The sequence below is a fragment of the Enterobacter cloacae complex sp. 394I7 genome (assembly GCF_057320345.1).
This window is the reverse complement of the sequence record NZ_JBXWCR010000004.1, coordinates 1-14,369: the sequence shown is the minus strand read 5'-3', so window position 1 is coordinate 14,369 and position 14,369 is coordinate 1. Positions and strand designations below refer to the sequence as shown.

General features: G+C 53.5%; 14 protein-coding genes, 2 tRNA genes and 1 rRNA gene. 4 read left to right on the top strand and 13 right to left on the bottom strand.

Annotation, left to right across the window (positions count from 1 at the left end; all coding sequences use genetic code 11):
* Positions 1-4 precede the first annotated feature (4 nt).
* The 6 genes from AC2FAP_RS15880 to dnaQ form a co-directional block, all read right to left on the bottom strand.
* The gene (locus AC2FAP_RS15880; protein WP_020882796.1) at positions 5-1,519 is read right to left on the bottom strand and encodes an ABC transporter substrate-binding protein; all 1,515 of its coding nucleotides are present in this window, start codon (positions 1,517-1,519) and stop codon (positions 5-7) included.
* A gap of 2 nt (positions 1,520-1,521) precedes the next feature.
* Entirely contained in the window at positions 1,522-2,604 is a 1,083-nt protein-coding gene (locus tag AC2FAP_RS15875; RefSeq protein ID WP_014168748.1) for an ABC transporter ATP-binding protein, read from the bottom strand.
* Positions 2,601-3,614, bottom strand: coding sequence for an ABC transporter ATP-binding protein (locus tag AC2FAP_RS15870; RefSeq protein WP_106503741.1), 1,014 nt, complete (start codon positions 3,612-3,614; stop codon positions 2,601-2,603). The genes AC2FAP_RS15875 and AC2FAP_RS15870 overlap by 4 nt, the downstream gene beginning before the upstream one ends.
* Complete coding sequence (locus AC2FAP_RS15865; protein ID WP_014168746.1) at positions 3,611-4,330, bottom strand: FadR/GntR family transcriptional regulator; 720 nt, start codon at positions 4,328-4,330, stop codon at positions 3,611-3,613. The genes AC2FAP_RS15870 and AC2FAP_RS15865 overlap by 4 nt, the downstream gene beginning before the upstream one ends.
* A 387-nt stretch (positions 4,331-4,717) precedes the next feature.
* Positions 4,718-4,794 (bottom strand) — tRNA-Asp (locus AC2FAP_RS15860).
* A gap of 132 nt (positions 4,795-4,926) precedes the next feature.
* Positions 4,927-5,658: a DNA polymerase III subunit epsilon gene (gene dnaQ / locus AC2FAP_RS15855; protein WP_032669568.1), complete on the bottom strand. Its 732-nt coding sequence runs from the start codon at positions 5,656-5,658 to the stop codon at positions 4,927-4,929.
* 64 nt (positions 5,659-5,722) lie between these two features.
* Here dnaQ and rnhA point away from each other — a divergent pair, with 64 nt between their 5' ends.
* Positions 5,723-6,190, top strand: a complete 468-nt coding sequence (rnhA, locus tag AC2FAP_RS15850) for a ribonuclease HI (protein WP_014168741.1) — start codon at positions 5,723-5,725, stop codon at positions 6,188-6,190.
* Here the strand turns inward: rnhA and AC2FAP_RS15845 are convergent, their stop codons facing one another.
* On the bottom strand, positions 6,191-6,907 hold the full coding sequence (locus AC2FAP_RS15845; RefSeq protein WP_449541514.1) for a class I SAM-dependent methyltransferase: 717 nt from the start codon (positions 6,905-6,907) through the stop codon (positions 6,191-6,193).
* A gap of 32 nt (positions 6,908-6,939) precedes the next feature.
* On the opposite strand from AC2FAP_RS15845, the gene gloB reads away from it, so the two are divergent.
* The gene (gloB, locus tag AC2FAP_RS15840; protein WP_449541515.1) at positions 6,940-7,698 is read left to right on the top strand and encodes a hydroxyacylglutathione hydrolase; all 759 of its coding nucleotides are present in this window, start codon (positions 6,940-6,942) and stop codon (positions 7,696-7,698) included.
* Positions 7,699-7,766: 68 nt separating this feature from the next.
* Positions 7,767-9,131, top strand: coding sequence for a murein transglycosylase D (mltD, locus tag AC2FAP_RS15835; RefSeq protein WP_014168738.1), 1,365 nt, complete (start codon positions 7,767-7,769; stop codon positions 9,129-9,131).
* Between the two features lie 52 nt (positions 9,132-9,183).
* On the opposite strand, the gene AC2FAP_RS15830 is transcribed toward mltD, so the two are convergent.
* From AC2FAP_RS15830 to AC2FAP_RS15820, 3 genes are all read right to left on the bottom strand, one after another.
* Positions 9,184-9,957 (bottom strand): class I SAM-dependent methyltransferase, encoded by a 774-nt coding sequence (locus AC2FAP_RS15830; protein WP_485452988.1) that lies wholly within the window; start codon positions 9,955-9,957, stop codon positions 9,184-9,186.
* 74 nt (positions 9,958-10,031) lie between these two features.
* Entirely contained in the window at positions 10,032-10,832 is an 801-nt protein-coding gene (locus AC2FAP_RS15825; protein ID WP_025205128.1) for an endonuclease/exonuclease/phosphatase family protein, read from the bottom strand.
* A 136-nt stretch (positions 10,833-10,968) separates the two neighbouring features.
* Entirely contained in the window at positions 10,969-12,144 is a 1,176-nt protein-coding gene (locus AC2FAP_RS15820) for an MFS transporter (protein WP_485452987.1), read from the bottom strand.
* Positions 12,145-12,248: 104 nt separating this feature from the next.
* Between AC2FAP_RS15820 and yafC the strand changes: the two genes are divergently transcribed.
* Positions 12,249-13,154 carry a DNA-binding transcriptional regulator YafC gene (yafC, locus tag AC2FAP_RS15815; RefSeq protein WP_014168734.1) on the top strand — a complete coding sequence of 302 codons (906 nt, stop codon included), beginning with the start codon at positions 12,249-12,251 and terminating at the stop codon, positions 13,152-13,154.
* A 31-nt stretch (positions 13,155-13,185) separates the two neighbouring features.
* Here yafC and dkgB read toward each other — a convergent pair whose 3' ends face one another.
* The 3 genes from dkgB to rrf all read right to left on the bottom strand — a co-directional run.
* Positions 13,186-13,989, bottom strand: a complete 804-nt coding sequence (gene dkgB, locus AC2FAP_RS15810) for a 2,5-didehydrogluconate reductase DkgB (RefSeq protein ID WP_309162673.1) — start codon at positions 13,987-13,989, stop codon at positions 13,186-13,188.
* A 162-nt stretch (positions 13,990-14,151) separates the two neighbouring features.
* A tRNA-Asp gene (locus AC2FAP_RS15805) sits at positions 14,152-14,228 on the bottom strand.
* 55 nt (positions 14,229-14,283) lie between these two features.
* Positions 14,284-14,369 (bottom strand): 5S ribosomal RNA (gene rrf / locus AC2FAP_RS15800); the annotation flags it as partial.

The window sequence follows — 14,369 nt, the reverse complement described above, 5'->3', positions numbered from 1 at the left end:
CCAGTTATTTCGCCAGCGTCAGACCAGCCAGACGCACAATGCCGTCCGGATACGGTTTAAAGCCCTGCACGCTCTTGTTCAGACCAAAAATACGCGGTTCAAAATAGAGGTAGGCAATGGGCATATCCGTCTGCAGCTGTTTCACCACCTTGTCGTACAGCGGCTGACGGACGGCTTTGTCGTTGCTCAGGCGCGCCTGCGTCAGCCATTCATCCACCTGCGCGTTACTGTAGCGACCGTCGTTAAGGGTGCCTTTGCTGTTAATGAAGCCGTAGATGCTGCCATCCGGATCCGGACGACCCGACCAGCCAGAGAAGCTCAGCTGATAATCACCGCTTTGCTGACGGTCGAGCAGCGTGGCGAACTCGGTCATTTGCAGGTTCAGGTTAAAGCCAGCCTCTGCGACCATCGCCTGCAGTACCTGACCGACCTGCTGTGAAGTTGGGTTGTTGGGCACCAGCAGATTGACATTCAGCGGCGTAGTGACGCCTGCCGCTTTCAACAGCGCTTTGGCTTTGTCGACATCGCGTGGTGGCACCGGCAGGTTAACGTGATACGGACTTACGGTAGAAAACGCCTGGTTTGCCGGGGTGTACAGTCCCTCGAAGACCACCTGATTTAACGCATCGCGATCGATTGCCTGAGAAAATGCCTCACGCACGCGGGCATCCTTAAACGGATCGTTCGCCGGGACCTTGCCGTTATTGATATTGAAGGTAATGCCCTGATAACCCAGACCGGTCACCTTCGCCAGCGCCAGTTTGCTGTCGGCTTCTACGGTTTTAACGTCGCTTGCGGCAATGCCTTCCGTCAGATCAAGATCCCCTGCACGCAGGTTAGCCAGACGCACGGAAGCATCCGGGATCGGCAGATAGATAATTTTGTCGAAATGGTAAGCGCCTTTGTTCCAGTAGTTGTCAAAACGCGTCAGAACGATACGGTCCTGTGAGACGCGGCTGTCGAACTTATAGGGGCCAGAGCAGACCGGATGGGCGGCAAAGTCAGGCTTTTTCGCGGCGTCGGGTGCCATCATCGCCCCGGCGCGATCGGTAAGCTGCATCAGCAGTGCGGCATCAGGTGTTTTCAGATGCAGGGCAATCTGCATCGGGCCTGTCACCTCAACGGACTCAACGGACGAGATTTCACTTTTACGCAGCGAACCTTTTAACGTCAGCGCGCGGTCGAGGTTGTATTTTGCCGCGGCGGCGTCAAATTTTTCACCGTCATGGAAGGTCACACCTTCACGCAGATCCATGGTCAGCGTTTTGCCGTCGTCACTCCAGGCCCACGATTTCGCCAGGCCGGGAACCACTTTCAGATGCTCATCCACGTCCACCAGCCGGTCGCACAGAGACGCAAAGACGAAACGGCCGTAATAGGTGCGCGCCAGATGCGGATCGAGCATATCCGGATCCGCCCCCAGACCAATTCGCAGTACGCTTTCAGAATGGGCGGGCAGCGCCGCGCCAAGCAACATAACACTTCCCAGTACGGTCAAAAGAGAATTACGCATTGTCATTATCATGAGTTCCTTGAAGGAAGGGAGGAGTGAGTGGCCGCGTGTTCAAACAGCGCGCGGCGGCGCAGAAAGGCTGCGGATGGCGGTGCTATCTGGATAACACTGCGATCGCGGTTAATCTCCTGCCAGCGATGGCAGGCAATCTGGCGTCCCCCGTCCAGCACCTGATTGATCGGCTCGACCTGGCGACATTCATCCGTGGCATACGGACAACGGGTATGGAAACGGCAGCCTGACGGTGGGCTGGCCGGGTTCGGTAAATCCCCCTGCAGCAGAGGTGCCACGCGCGGCGCGCCTGGCTGCATCTGGGGGGCGGAGGCGATTAACGCCTGCGTATAGGGGTGTAGCGGGGCATCAAAGATTTCGTCGACGGTCGCAAGCTCAACAATTTGCCCGAGATACATCACCGCCACGCGGTCACTCATATGGCGGATAACCGCCAGGCCATGGGCAACAATCACCATTGTCAGCCCCAGCTGATGCTTCAGACTTTCCAGCAGGTTGACCACCTGCGCCTGAACCGAGACATCCAGCGCGGAGACCGGCTCGTCCCCCAGCAACAGCTTTGGCCCGGAGGCCAGTGCACGCGCAATACCGATTCGCTGACGCTGCCCTCCGGAAAATTCGTGCGGATAACGTTGCGCCCAGGCCGCTGGCAGCCCTACGGTTTTAAGCAGCTCCGCCACCCGATATTGCCTGTCGGCTTTCTTCATCGACTGGTGTAGCCACAGCGGCTCACCGACGATCTGCTCGACCGTCATGCGCGGGTTTAACGATGCGAAAGGATCCTGAAAGATGATCTGCAGCTCCCGCCGCAGCTGGTTCAGACGCGCTCCCGAGGCATGAGTGATCTCTTCACCCTGATAAAATACGCGTCCTTCGCTGGCCGCCAGCAGCCGCAGAAGAAGACGGCCCAGCGTCGATTTTCCGGATCCGGACTCACCCACAATCGCCAGCGTTTCACCAGGCATGACGGAGAGGGAGACGCGATCGACCGCGGTGACAAAACGTGCTGGAGTAAACAGTTTTTTAGGGCCGGGAAAAAGTTTGCTCAGGTCCCGGGCTTCAAGAATGGGCGTCGTCATGCAATTTCTCCCAGCGCAATATGTTGTTCCAGCGGCACGCGGAAGCAGGCCACCTGATGGTCGGTCTCCATCGCCGTCAGCGACGGCTTTTCGTCATGACACCGCGCTTGCGCGAAGGGGCAGCGGGTAGCGAACCGGCACCCCTTGGGCATGGATTCCGGCAGCGGAACGGCACCGGGAATAGTGGAAAGCACGCCTTTACGCGCGCCGAGGGACGGAATAGAGCCCATCAGCCCAATGGTGTACGGGTGTTGCGGGTCGGCAAAAATGGCCTCCACGCTCCCCTGCTCTACCACCTGTCCGGCATACATTACCGCCACCTGCTGCGCGACTTCCGCCACCACGCCCAGATCGTGGGTGATCATTAACACCGCCGTACCGGTCTCTTCTTTGAGGGTATTAAGCAGCGCGAGGATCTGCGCCTGAATGGTCACATCCAGCGCGGTTGTCGGCTCGTCGGCAATCAGCAAACGTGGATGGTTAATCAGCGCCATCGCAATCATCACGCGCTGACGCATCCCCCCGGAAAGCTGGTGCGGATACGCTTTCAGGCGCATTTCTGCTGCCGGGATCTGCACCTTCTCCAGAATCTGCAGCGCAACCTTCATCGCCTCTGCACGAGAAAGTTTCTGATGGCGCATCACCGCTTCACTGAGCTGGTCTCCCAGCGTGAAGGCAGGGTTGAGCGAGGTCATTGGCTCCTGGAAAATCATTGCCAGTTCGCTGCCGCGAAGATCGGCATATTCCCGCGGTGAAAGCTTTCGTAAGTCGTGACGACGGAACTGCATCTCGCCGCTGACGATCTGTGCGCTGGCGGGCAGTAAGCCCATCAGCGCTAATGAGGTGATACTTTTCCCGCAGCCGGATTCCCCCACCAGCGCCAGCGTTTCTCCCGCGTTGACCGTCAGTGAAATACCATCAAGCACGCTCACCGGAGAGCCGGCGAACGTTACGTTAAGATTTTGCAGCCGCAGTACAGGCGTGGGGTCCTTAAACGGGATCGTCGTCATAGCGTGAAGTCGTCCTCAAGGTGAATAGCCTGAATCAGGGCTGACTGCAGGCTAAGCAGGTGTTCGCGCATGGCGGCCGCTGCTTCATTAGGCTGGCGATGGATAATCGCAGACATGATTTTTTGATGGTGGTCGTTGTAGTGATCAACCCGCTCGGGTGTACGGGCTAATTCGCGCAAATGCTGCCAGCCCGGTTCACGTCTGACGGCATCAATGGCATCAAACAGGCCAAGCATCAGGCGATTACCGGCAGCCTCGGCAATGGCGCGGTGAAATGCGCTATCCCAGAGTTCGTTGAGATCGCGGTCGTCCGGGCTGACCTTATCAATGCGTTCCAGCATGCGCTGCATAAGCGCGAGGTTTTCCCTGGTGGCACGCAGTGCCGCAAGCCGGGCTAAGCCGGGTTCGAGCTGAAGACGAGCTTCCATGACTTCCAGAAGGTTGGTTTGCTGAACCAATCCCTGAAGGGCCAGAGGTTCAACAGGTGCAGACGGGCCTATAAAGGTCCCTTTGCCCTGTTTACGCCAGATCCGCCCCTCCTCTTCCAGCACATCCAGCGCACGACGTACTTCACGTCGTCCTACGCCGAGAGTCTCCGACAGCTCACGTTCAGTGGGCAGCGGAGTGCCTGGTGTTGACTCATGCTGGTTGATCAGTCCGCGCAGCTGCTCAAGCGCGGTGCTGGAATTGGCCAGAAACCGTGACGGTTTTTCCATATTGGTTCGCTCGCTATCATCATTACTTTATTTTTATTAACGATAAGTTATTGATATGACGTGCTACTTACCGTGCTAATGATTAAGCAATAAACGAACCAATAAAGCATTGGTTCATGAACTTTCTGAAGGGATGGAGATAAGCGAATGATTTTCTGTGAATTATTTTTTACAAAATTACACATCTGCTCCGCTGCCAAAAAGACAATCGGTGGCAAAATGCACAAATACAGTGCAAATTGTGCACTATCATTGATCAAATGTTAATTAATTGCACCACGGATATTAACTTTTTGTTAATAAAGACAGGGGGGGCGGATAAAGAAGATTTGCAGACGCAGAAACGACGAAGGCCTGAATCATTTCTGATTCAGGCCTTCTGAATAGTGGCGGAACGGACGGGACTCGAACCCGCGACCCCCTGCGTGACAGGCAGGTATTCTAACCGACTGAACTACCGCTCCACTGTTCCCGCTGGGGGAACGAGGCGCATATTACGGTTTGCCTCCGGACTCGTCAACGCTTTTTCTCACGTTTTGAATCGTTTGCTGCAAAATTCACCCAAACGATGATTTTACAGGCATTCCGGCCCTTTTTCAGGCCCGCCACATGCAGCTTCCGCCTTTCTTCTGCACTAAATCAAGACGGGATTCATGGTTAAGTAACTCGTCATCATTGGCTAAAACCACTCGCAAACGACTGGCCTGGCGAACAACGCGTTGAATCCCCGCTTCCCCCTGCGTCTGCTGCGATTCATTTTCCATGCTGAACTTCATGGATGTCTGACCACCGGTCATCGCCAGGTAGACATCCGCCAGGATCTGGGCATCGAGCAATGCGCCGTGCAACGTTCGCTTGGTGTTATCTATTTCATAGCGAGAACAGAGCGCATCCAGGCTGTTACGCTTGCCTGGAAACATTTTCCTTGCCAGCGCCAGGCTATCGGTCACCTTACAGAACGTGTTCGTTTTCGGAATATCGCGATGGAGCTTACTGAACTCATAGTCCATAAAGCCGATATCGAACGACGCGTTGTGAATGATAAGCTCGGCGCCTTTGATATATTCCAGAAATTCGTCTGCCACTTCCGCGAAGGTCGGTTTATCCAGCAAGAACTCATCGGCGATACCGTGCACGCCGAACGCTTCTGGGTCCACCAGCCGGTCGGGTTTGAGGTAGACATGGAAGTTGTTCCCCGTAAGACGACGGTTCACCACTTCAACGGCACCGATCTCGATGATCTTGTGCCCTTCGTAGTGCGCGCCGATCTGGTTCATACCGGTGGTTTCGGTATCGAGGACAATCTGGCGAGTAATTGCAGTGCTCATAGCGGTCATTTATGTCAGACTTATCGTTTAACTGAACGTTTCAAATACAGGAAGTCTACCAGAGATGCGTAAACAGGTAGAAATTTTCACCGATGGATCTTGCCTCGGCAACCCAGGGCCTGGCGGTTATGGCGCGATTATGCGCTATCGTGAGCATGAAAAAACTTTTAGCGAAGGCTATTTTCTGACCACCAACAACCGCATGGAGTTGATGGCCGCCATTGTGGCGCTGGAAGCGCTAAAAGAACACTGCGATGTGGTGTTGAGCACTGACAGTCAGTACGTACGCCAGGGGATCACCCAGTGGATCCACAACTGGAAAAAACGCGGCTGGAAGACGGCAGACAAAAAGCCGGTCAAAAACGTCGATCTCTGGAAACGTCTTGATGCTGCGCTGGGCCAGCACGAGATTAAATGGGAATGGGTTAAAGGTCACGCAGGCCACCCCGAAAACGAACGTTGTGACGAACTGGCACGGGCAGCGGCATCCAACCCCGCTCATGAAGACACAGGCTATCAGCCCGAATCCTGATCAGGATTTTCTGTACTGCCGCGTGGCGCCCACGGTCTGGCGAATGGGCGATTTCGATTTACTCTGCTTCATCGGATTAAGCGTAAGGGGGATGGTCCGCTTACGCGCGACAATAAACTGCATGCAGCCTAATGCCGGCAGATGGGTGCTCAGAACAACGCCCCCCTGCCGCGCCCAGGGAAGTACCTGAAAACCGCCCGAGCAGAGCACCTCAAAATTCAGCAGTGAAAGCCAGTCAAGCTGGCGCATCATCGTGAACATCCTGCTGTTATACGGCGGTGTCCGGCGAAGCACCGGAACCAGCTTGCGCAGCCCCATCAGACTCAGCGGATTGAACCCGCTGAGTATCAGCCAGCCATCATCAATCAGGACGCGGTCGGCCTCGCGCAGCAGGCGATGAGGATCGCTGCACCAGGGCAACGTGTGTGCCAGCAGACAGGCATCAACGGACTTTTCCGCAAAAGGCAGATGCAAAGGATCCGCTTTCACCTGAACCGGCGATGCGCCAAGAGAGACATTAACCTGATGTGAGATAGCGCAGCTTTCGGTATTGATTTCCGCGCTGAGATTGCCAATCTTAAGCAAGTGAAAACCATACATTTTCGCGAGCCAGGGTTTAAGCTGCTGTTCCAGGTTCTCGCGATAGTATTCACCCCAGGGCAATTCGGCCCAACGTTCAGGTGCCGGGACAATCAGAGGTATCCTTGCCGGTTTCATCAACACACCCACCACGCTATAAGAGGTAATTTATGAATCTTATCAGTATTCCCGCCTTTCAGGACAATTACATCTGGGTTTTAGTCGATGACGAGCGTCGGTGCGTCATTGTCGATCCTGGAGAATCGGCTCCTGTATCAGACGCGATAAAAGAGAACGGCTGGCAACCAGAGGCCATCCTTCTGACCCATCATCATAACGACCACACCGGCGGCGTTGCTGACCTTCATGCCCAATTCCCGCATCTGGTGGTTTACGGACCGGCAGAGACACAAGATAAGGGAACAACGCAGGTAGTCGAAGAAGGTGAAAATATCCTCATACGCGAGTGGGAGTTTTCTGTATTTGCTACACCAGGTCACACTTTGGGACATCTTTGTTTCTACAGTAAACCTTATCTTTTTTGCGGCGACACGCTGTTCTCCGGAGGCTGTGGAAGACTTTTTGAGGGCACCCCATCCCAGATGTACCAGTCATTACAGAAGATTAGCGCATTACCTGACGATACCCTTATTTGTTGCGCACATGAGTATACATTAGGAAATATGAAGTTTGCGGCGAGCATCTTGCCAGAGGATCGGGCGATTCAAGATTATTATCACAAAGTGAAGGAGTTACGTGCAAAAAACCAAAAAACACTCCCCGTAATTCTGAAAAATGAGCGTAAAACTAATTTATTTTTACGAACAGATGATATTGATTTAATTGATGAAATTAACAAAGAAACAAATTTGTCACAACCAGAACAGCGATTTGCATGGTTAAGGTCAAAGAAAGATAACTTCAGATAATTGCGGGTTGCCTTTTCAAAATTTCGCCGTTATCATCGCTCGTCTTTTAAGCAACTATTGACACACACATGAAGGCAAAAGCGATATTACTCGCCTCTGTCCTGCTTGTAGGTTGCCAGTCGCAGAACGGCAGCAACGTACAACAGCACGCACAGAGCCTTTCTGCAGCTGGTCAAGGGGAAGCAGGGAAGTTTACAAGTTCAGCGCGATGGATGGACGATGGGACGTCTTTCGCACAGGATGAAGACTTGTGGACCTCTATTGGCGACGAGCTAAAGATGGGAATTCCGGAAAACAACCGGATTCGCGAACAGAAGCAAAAGTATTTAAGAAATAAGAGCTATCTCCACGATGTAACTTTACGGGCAGAGCCGTATATGTACTGGATAGCCGGGCAAGTTAAGAAACGTAACATGCCGATGGAGCTGGTACTCCTACCCATAGTGGAGAGCGCTTTTGACCCACACGCGACGTCTGGCGCCAATGCCGCAGGCATTTGGCAGATCATTCCGAGCACCGGGCGAAACTATGGTTTGAAACAGACCCGCAACTATGATGCGCGTCGTGATGTTGTCGCTTCAACGACAGCCGCTCTCGACATGATGGAACGTCTTAATAAGATGTTCGACGGCGACTGGCTGTTAACGGTCGCAGCGTATAACAGTGGCGAAGGTCGTGTACTGAAGGCAATGAAAGCGAATAAAGCACGGGGTAAATCCACCGATTTTTGGTCGCTCTCACTGCCACAGGAAACGAAGATTTACGTACCGAAAATGCTGGCATTGAGCGATATTCTCAAGAACAGCAAGCGTTACGGTGTACAACTGCCAACACCAGACGAAAGTCGTGCACTGGCGCGCGTTCGCCTCAGCAATCCGGTTGATATTCAACAGGTTGCTGATATGACGGGTATGTCGGTAAGTAAACTGAAAACCTTTAATGCAGGCGTTAAAGGCTCAACGCTGGGGGCCAGTGGTCCGCAGTATGTAATGGTTCCGCAGAAACATGCTGAGCAGTTACGTGAGTCTTTAGCATCGGGTGAAATTGCCGCTGTTCAGTCAACGCTGATCGCGGATGCATCATCCGTGAACAGCCGCAGCTATAAGGTTCGGTCAGGTGATACGCTTTCGGGCATTGCCTCACGTCTTGGCGTGACGGCAAACGATCTGCAGCAGTGGAATAATCTGCGCAGCTCAGGCCTGAAAGTGGGTCAGACTCTGACGGTGGGTGCAGGTAACAGTGCACAGCGTCTCGCCAGCAACAGCGATAGCATTACCTATCGTGTGCGTAAAGGTGATTCACTGTCCAGTATCGCAAAACGACACGGCGTAAATATCAAGGATGTGATGCGCTGGAACAATGATACTGACAATCTGAAACCCGGCGACCAGCTGACGTTGTTTGTGAAAAACAGCGCCACGCCAGACTCCTGATGACACGACCTAACGATAAAAAGGCACCGATTCCCCTCGGTGCCTTTTTTCTTTACGCCGCTTTTTGCGCTTCAGCCATGATGGTATCGCTGGTAAATGATCCATCATCCTGCAATTCAAAGTACGCCTTCACTTCCGCTGACGCACTATCCTGATACAATCGAATGGCCTGGCTTAACGCTTCCGGCGTGCGCATACGAGCAATCCACGAGCTGAACTCCAGCGGCAAGCGGTCCATTATCAATGCACGTGTGATCAGCCCCGCTTCAGTAATCAGCGCTAACCACTCCCCGCTGGAGTAGTTTTGCACATGCGAGGTGTCGCGCAGCGCTTCAACCGTTTGCAGCCAGATATTACGCACCGGATGTCCCGGCGACATCACATCCATAATGATAAAGACCCCGCCCGGCTTCAGAACGCGTTTAACTTCACGTAATGCCTGGCCGACGTCATGCCAGTGATGCGCAGAATAACGGCTGATAACAACTTCAAACGAGGCATCTTCAAAGGGTAAGGATTCGGCATAGCCCTGGCGCGTTGCGATGTTGTTCAGCCCTTTGGCTTTTGCGGCCTCTGCAACCACCTCCAGCATCTGACTGGATAAATCATAGGCCGTGACCTGCGCCACCTGCTGTGCTGCCGTGAAGCTGGCATGCCCGGCACCACAGCCTAAGTCCAGGACGTGCGCGTGCGGCACTGCCGCCAGGCGTTCACCGAGACGGACCAGATCACGGCCAGACGCGTGCACGGCACTGCTCAGATAAGCATTTGCCTGAGAGCCAAACTGTTTTTCTACGTTGTCATGATGGGAGTGTGTTGTTGTCATCGTACTGTCCTTTTGTTGTTTAAAATAAAGGGCAGCACCCGAATGGCCTGCCCCACGGCAGACCTGACATACCATTATTTATCAGGTTTGCCGGGACTGAATTCAACGAGTAGAGGATTGTGATCGGAGGCACGCGTCACCAGAACAGAGGCGTCGTGAACGTTCAGACCACGATAGAAGACAAAATCGAGAGGACGACCAAACGCTTTCTTACGCTGGTCATCGCTAAAACGAACTTCACGCAGCGACATTTCGCGTGCAAAGCGATACAGCGCATTCATGCGCGGACGGCTCCAGGCATTAAAATCCCCGGCCATAATGATGGGCCCGCTGTGATGGGCGATCTGGTCACCGATCGGAAGTAACTGCTTACTATACACATCCACGCCCAGGCTGAAGTTGACCGCGTGGATATTCACAACCATCAGCATGCGCGTGTCCGGCAGCGGGTAGACCGTTACCAGCGCGGATTTCGCCAGACGCAGAATCGGCTCGCGCTCGCGCAGCGGGCAGCAATAGACCGGATGAGCCGAAGAGAGGGTCATCACGCCAGAAGGATGTTGCGGCAAGACAAACGCGGGGACCTGGTCAGCAGCAAGGTAGTGAGTCGTAGCAAACCTTACCAGCTCGGGGGTGGTTTGCGCCTCCTGCAACAGCACCAGATGGGCGTCTTTCCCAAAATTCTTGAGTACCGATAACCACTCAGCGCGCTGTTGTTTAAAGATGTTCCACACCAGCACCCGGATTTTTTCATCGCTGCTTAAGGGTGTCCCGGCAGGTAATGCCTGACTTATGCTCGCAAACGACCCCGGAGGCAAGATCCTCTCCGCGGGCATTCCGGCAACATAACGCATGGCATAGGTATTTTTTCGCACTTTTGGAAACGGCCTCTGTAACATGAACCAGCCCGGAAAACGGACTGGTTATAATGTTATAGGGACTTTAGGTTACACTTTCAACGCAATTTCAGATAAACCGCTTTCCAGTTTTGTAAGCAAGCACTTACTGATGTTATCCCAGCACTACACGAGCGGGTTTATCAAGGCGCCCACTCAGGCTAATGAGCAGGAAAGCGACCAGAACAATCACCGCACCAATCCATGGCGTTTGGGTTAATCCGAAATGTTCAACGGTTTGCCCACCAATGATAGACCCCAGCGCAATCCCAATATTGAACGCGGCAATATTCAGGCCCGATGCGACATCTACCGCGTTGGGTGTATAAAGTTCGGCTTTTTGTACCACGTAAACCTGCAGGCCTGGCACATTACCAAAAGCGAAGATCCCCATCACCAGTACCGTTATCAGCGCGGCGTATTGCATCGATGCCGTGAACTGGAAAATCATCAGCAGAACAACCAGTGCTGCGAAGATAAACTTCAGGGCCGGCACTGCACCATGTTTGTCCGCAAGCTTCCCACCCCAGATATTACCGATGGCGACGGAGATACCATAACCCAGCAAAATCCAGCTCACTGCACTGGGTGAGAAGCCTGCCAGGTCCTGCATCATCGGAGCCAGGAAGGTGAAAGCCGTGAATACCCCCCCATAGCCGAGCGCTGTGACGGCGTAGATGATCAGCAAACGCGGATGCGTGAGTACCTTGAGCTGATCGCTCAGGCTGGCACTCGCACGTCCTGCAATTGTCGACGGTACCAATAGCAAGCTGGCAACCAGGGCAATCACCCCCAGTAAAGAGACGGCAAGGAAGGTTTCGCGCCAGCCAAAGTGCTGTCCGATAAACGTTCCTAACGGTACACCGGTGACAAGAGCTACAGTCAGACCACCGAACATAATCGCGATGGCGGATGCTGCTTTCTCTTTTGGTACCAGGCTGGTTGCAATAGTTGAACCAATGGAGAAGAACACACCGTGAGCGAGACCGGTCAGCAGCCGGGCAATCACCAGCGTGGTGTAGTCCGGCGCCTGCCAGGCCAGAATATTGCCAGCGGTGAATAACACCATCAGCGCAACCAACAGCTGCTTACGCGGGAAACGTCCCGTCAATGCGGTCAGGACGGGGGCGCCGATGGCAACCCCGAGCGCATAGATAGAAACCAACAGGCCGGCAGAGGGCAGCGAGATTGAAAGCTGGTTAGCTATCGTAGGCACCAGTCCTACGATAACAAATTCGGTCGTGCCAATTGCAAAGGCACTGATCGTCAGGGCAAGTAGCGCCAGTGGCATAAATAACTCCATATCATCAGGATTAAGATGACAGGCAGTATGCGCCAGTGCTTAAATAACAAAAATGGTCAAAATATCAATAGAATTTTGCAGGTGGTGCAACAATGAAAGCAACGTCGGAAGAGCTGACAATTTTTGTCGCCGTCGTCGAAAGCGGCAGTTTTAGCCGTGCGGCCGAGCAGCTGGGGCAGGCTAATTCAGCCATCAGCCGCTCGGTGAAAAAACTGGAGATGAAGCTCGGCGTCAGTCTTCTCAACCGAACGACGCGTCAGCTAAGCCTGACGGAGGAAGGCGAGCGTTATTTCCGCCGTGTGCAGTCTGTCCTGCAGGAGATGGCGGCGGCAGAAACAGAGATTATGGAAACCCGTAGTACGCCGCGCGGATTGCTGCGCATTGATGCGGCAACACCGGTTGTTCTTCATTTTCTGATGCCGCTGATCAAGCCTTTCCGCGAACGCTATCCGGAGATGACGCTCTCGTTAGTTTCCTCAGAGACGTTTATCAATCTCATCGAGCGGAAAGTGGATGTGGCGATCCGTGCCGGCACCCTGACCGACTCGAGCTTGCGGGCCCGCCCTCTTTTTGCCAGCTACCGCAAGATAGTCGCGTCACCGCAATACATCGCAGAGCATGGCAAACCAGAGACGGTTGAAGAACTGAAGCAGCACCTGTGCCTGGGCTTCACGGAGCCCGTATCGCTGAACACCTGGCCTGTGGCCTGTCATGATGGTCAACTGCATGAAATCACCAGTGGGTTATCGTCCAACAGTGGAGAAACGCTGAAGCAGCTTTGCCTCGAAGGAAATGGGATCGCCTGTTTGTCGGACTATATGATTGATAAAGAAATTGCACGCGGTGAGCTTGTAGAGCTGATGGCAGATAAACGTCTGCCTGTGGAGATGCCTTTTAGTGCAGTTTATTACAGTGACAGAGCGGTAAGTACGCGCATACGCGCCTTTATCGATTTCCTGAGCGAACATATAAAAACAGCTCCCGGGGGAGCTGTGTGAGGGTTTCAGGCTACAGAGGAAAGGGTCAATATTAATCCCAGTCAGGTGCCAGACCTTCAGGGCTGACCAGACGATCGTTGCATTCCAGGGCAGCGATCGCTTTTTTGTCTTCGTCGTCCAGCTGGAGATCCCTCGCTAACAGGTTGCTGGCCAGGTTTTCACGTCGGGTTGAAGAGGGGATCACGGCGTAACCTTCACCCATCGCCCATGCCAGAATCACCTGTGCAGCCGTTGCGCTATGTTTTTCTGCGATACGATTAATCACGTCATCTTTCAGTGCTTTACCGTAGGCCAGGGTCATATATGAGGTGATGTGGATGCCGTTCTGTTTTGCCCAGTCCACTACTTTGCGGTTTTGCAGGTAGGGAGAGAGTTCAATCTGATTGGTTGCAATGTTTTCTGCCCCCACGGCGGCTATGGCTTTTTCCATCAGCGGGATGGTGAAATTAGAAATACCTATTTCACGCGTTAAGCCCTGCTCTTTCGCTTCACGCAATGCCTGCATGAACTCCTCGACTGACACGGCATCGTTCGGTGATGGCCAGTGGATCAACGTCAGATCCACATAGTCGGTACGCAGTTTTTCCAGGCTCTCTTTCAGGCTGGGGATCAATTTGTCTTTGCTGAGGTTTTCAATCCAGATTTTGGTGGTGATGAAAAGCTCGCTGCGCGCTACGCCGCTCTCTTCGATAGCCTGACCAACGGCAGCTTCGTTATCATAAATCTGCGCCGTATCAATTGCGCGATAGCCAAGCTCAAGTGCAGTTTTAACAGATGCGATAACAACGTCGTCTTTCAGGCGGAAAGTGCCCAGACCCAGTGCAGGGATAGTCATGTAATCCTCGTTATTCATAATGATTGTTAACTGGGGAGGATTATCGCTGCTGCCGTTATGCAGAAAAAGAGCGTTTAACGCAGAGGATTTTTGCTGATTTGGCAATAATGATACGACAGATATGAAAAAAGCCCTGAGCGTTAACTCAGGGCTTTTAATAAGTGGCGGAACGGACGGGACTCGAACCCGCGACCCCCTGCGTGACAGGCAGGTATTCTAACCGACTGAACTACCGCTCCACCGAAGACTGCTGTAACCACCGGATTTATGCACCGGCTTACTACGTAATTTGATGCCTGGCAGTTCCCTACTCTCACATGGGGAGACCCCACACTACCATCGGCGCTACGGCGTTTCACTTCTGAGTTCGGCATGGGGTC

What these genes read in the sequence shown, in the direction of transcription:
- AC2FAP_RS15880 (WP_020882796.1), bottom strand. Translation starts at nt 1,519, where the DNA reads ATGACAATGCGTAATTCTCTTTTGACCGTACTGGGAAGTGTTATGTTG.
- AC2FAP_RS15875 (WP_014168748.1), bottom strand. Translation starts at nt 2,604, where the DNA reads ATGACGACGCCCATTCTTGAAGCCCGGGACCTGAGCAAACTTTTTCCC.
- AC2FAP_RS15870 (WP_106503741.1), bottom strand. Translation starts at nt 3,614, where the DNA reads ATGACGACGATCCCGTTTAAGGACCCCACGCCTGTACTGCGGCTGCAA.
- AC2FAP_RS15865 (WP_014168746.1), bottom strand. Translation starts at nt 4,330, where the DNA reads ATGGAAAAACCGTCACGGTTTCTGGCCAATTCCAGCACCGCGCTTGAG.
- dnaQ (WP_032669568.1), bottom strand. Translation starts at nt 5,658, where the DNA reads ATGAGCACTGCAATTACTCGCCAGATTGTCCTCGATACCGAAACCACC.
- rnhA (WP_014168741.1), top strand. Translation starts at nt 5,723, where the DNA reads ATGCGTAAACAGGTAGAAATTTTCACCGATGGATCTTGCCTCGGCAAC.
- AC2FAP_RS15845 (WP_449541514.1), bottom strand. Translation starts at nt 6,907, where the DNA reads ATGAAACCGGCAAGGATACCTCTGATTGTCCCGGCACCTGAACGTTGG.
- gloB (WP_449541515.1), top strand. Translation starts at nt 6,940, where the DNA reads ATGAATCTTATCAGTATTCCCGCCTTTCAGGACAATTACATCTGGGTT.
- mltD (WP_014168738.1), top strand. Translation starts at nt 7,767, where the DNA reads ATGAAGGCAAAAGCGATATTACTCGCCTCTGTCCTGCTTGTAGGTTGC.
- AC2FAP_RS15830 (WP_485452988.1), bottom strand. Translation starts at nt 9,957, where the DNA reads ATGACAACAACACACTCCCATCATGACAACGTAGAAAAACAGTTTGGC.
- AC2FAP_RS15820 (WP_485452987.1), bottom strand. Translation starts at nt 12,144, where the DNA reads ATGCCACTGGCGCTACTTGCCCTGACGATCAGTGCCTTTGCAATTGGC.
- yafC (WP_014168734.1), top strand. Translation starts at nt 12,249, where the DNA reads ATGAAAGCAACGTCGGAAGAGCTGACAATTTTTGTCGCCGTCGTCGAA.
- dkgB (WP_309162673.1), bottom strand. Translation starts at nt 13,989, where the DNA reads ATGACTATCCCTGCACTGGGTCTGGGCACTTTCCGCCTGAAAGACGAC.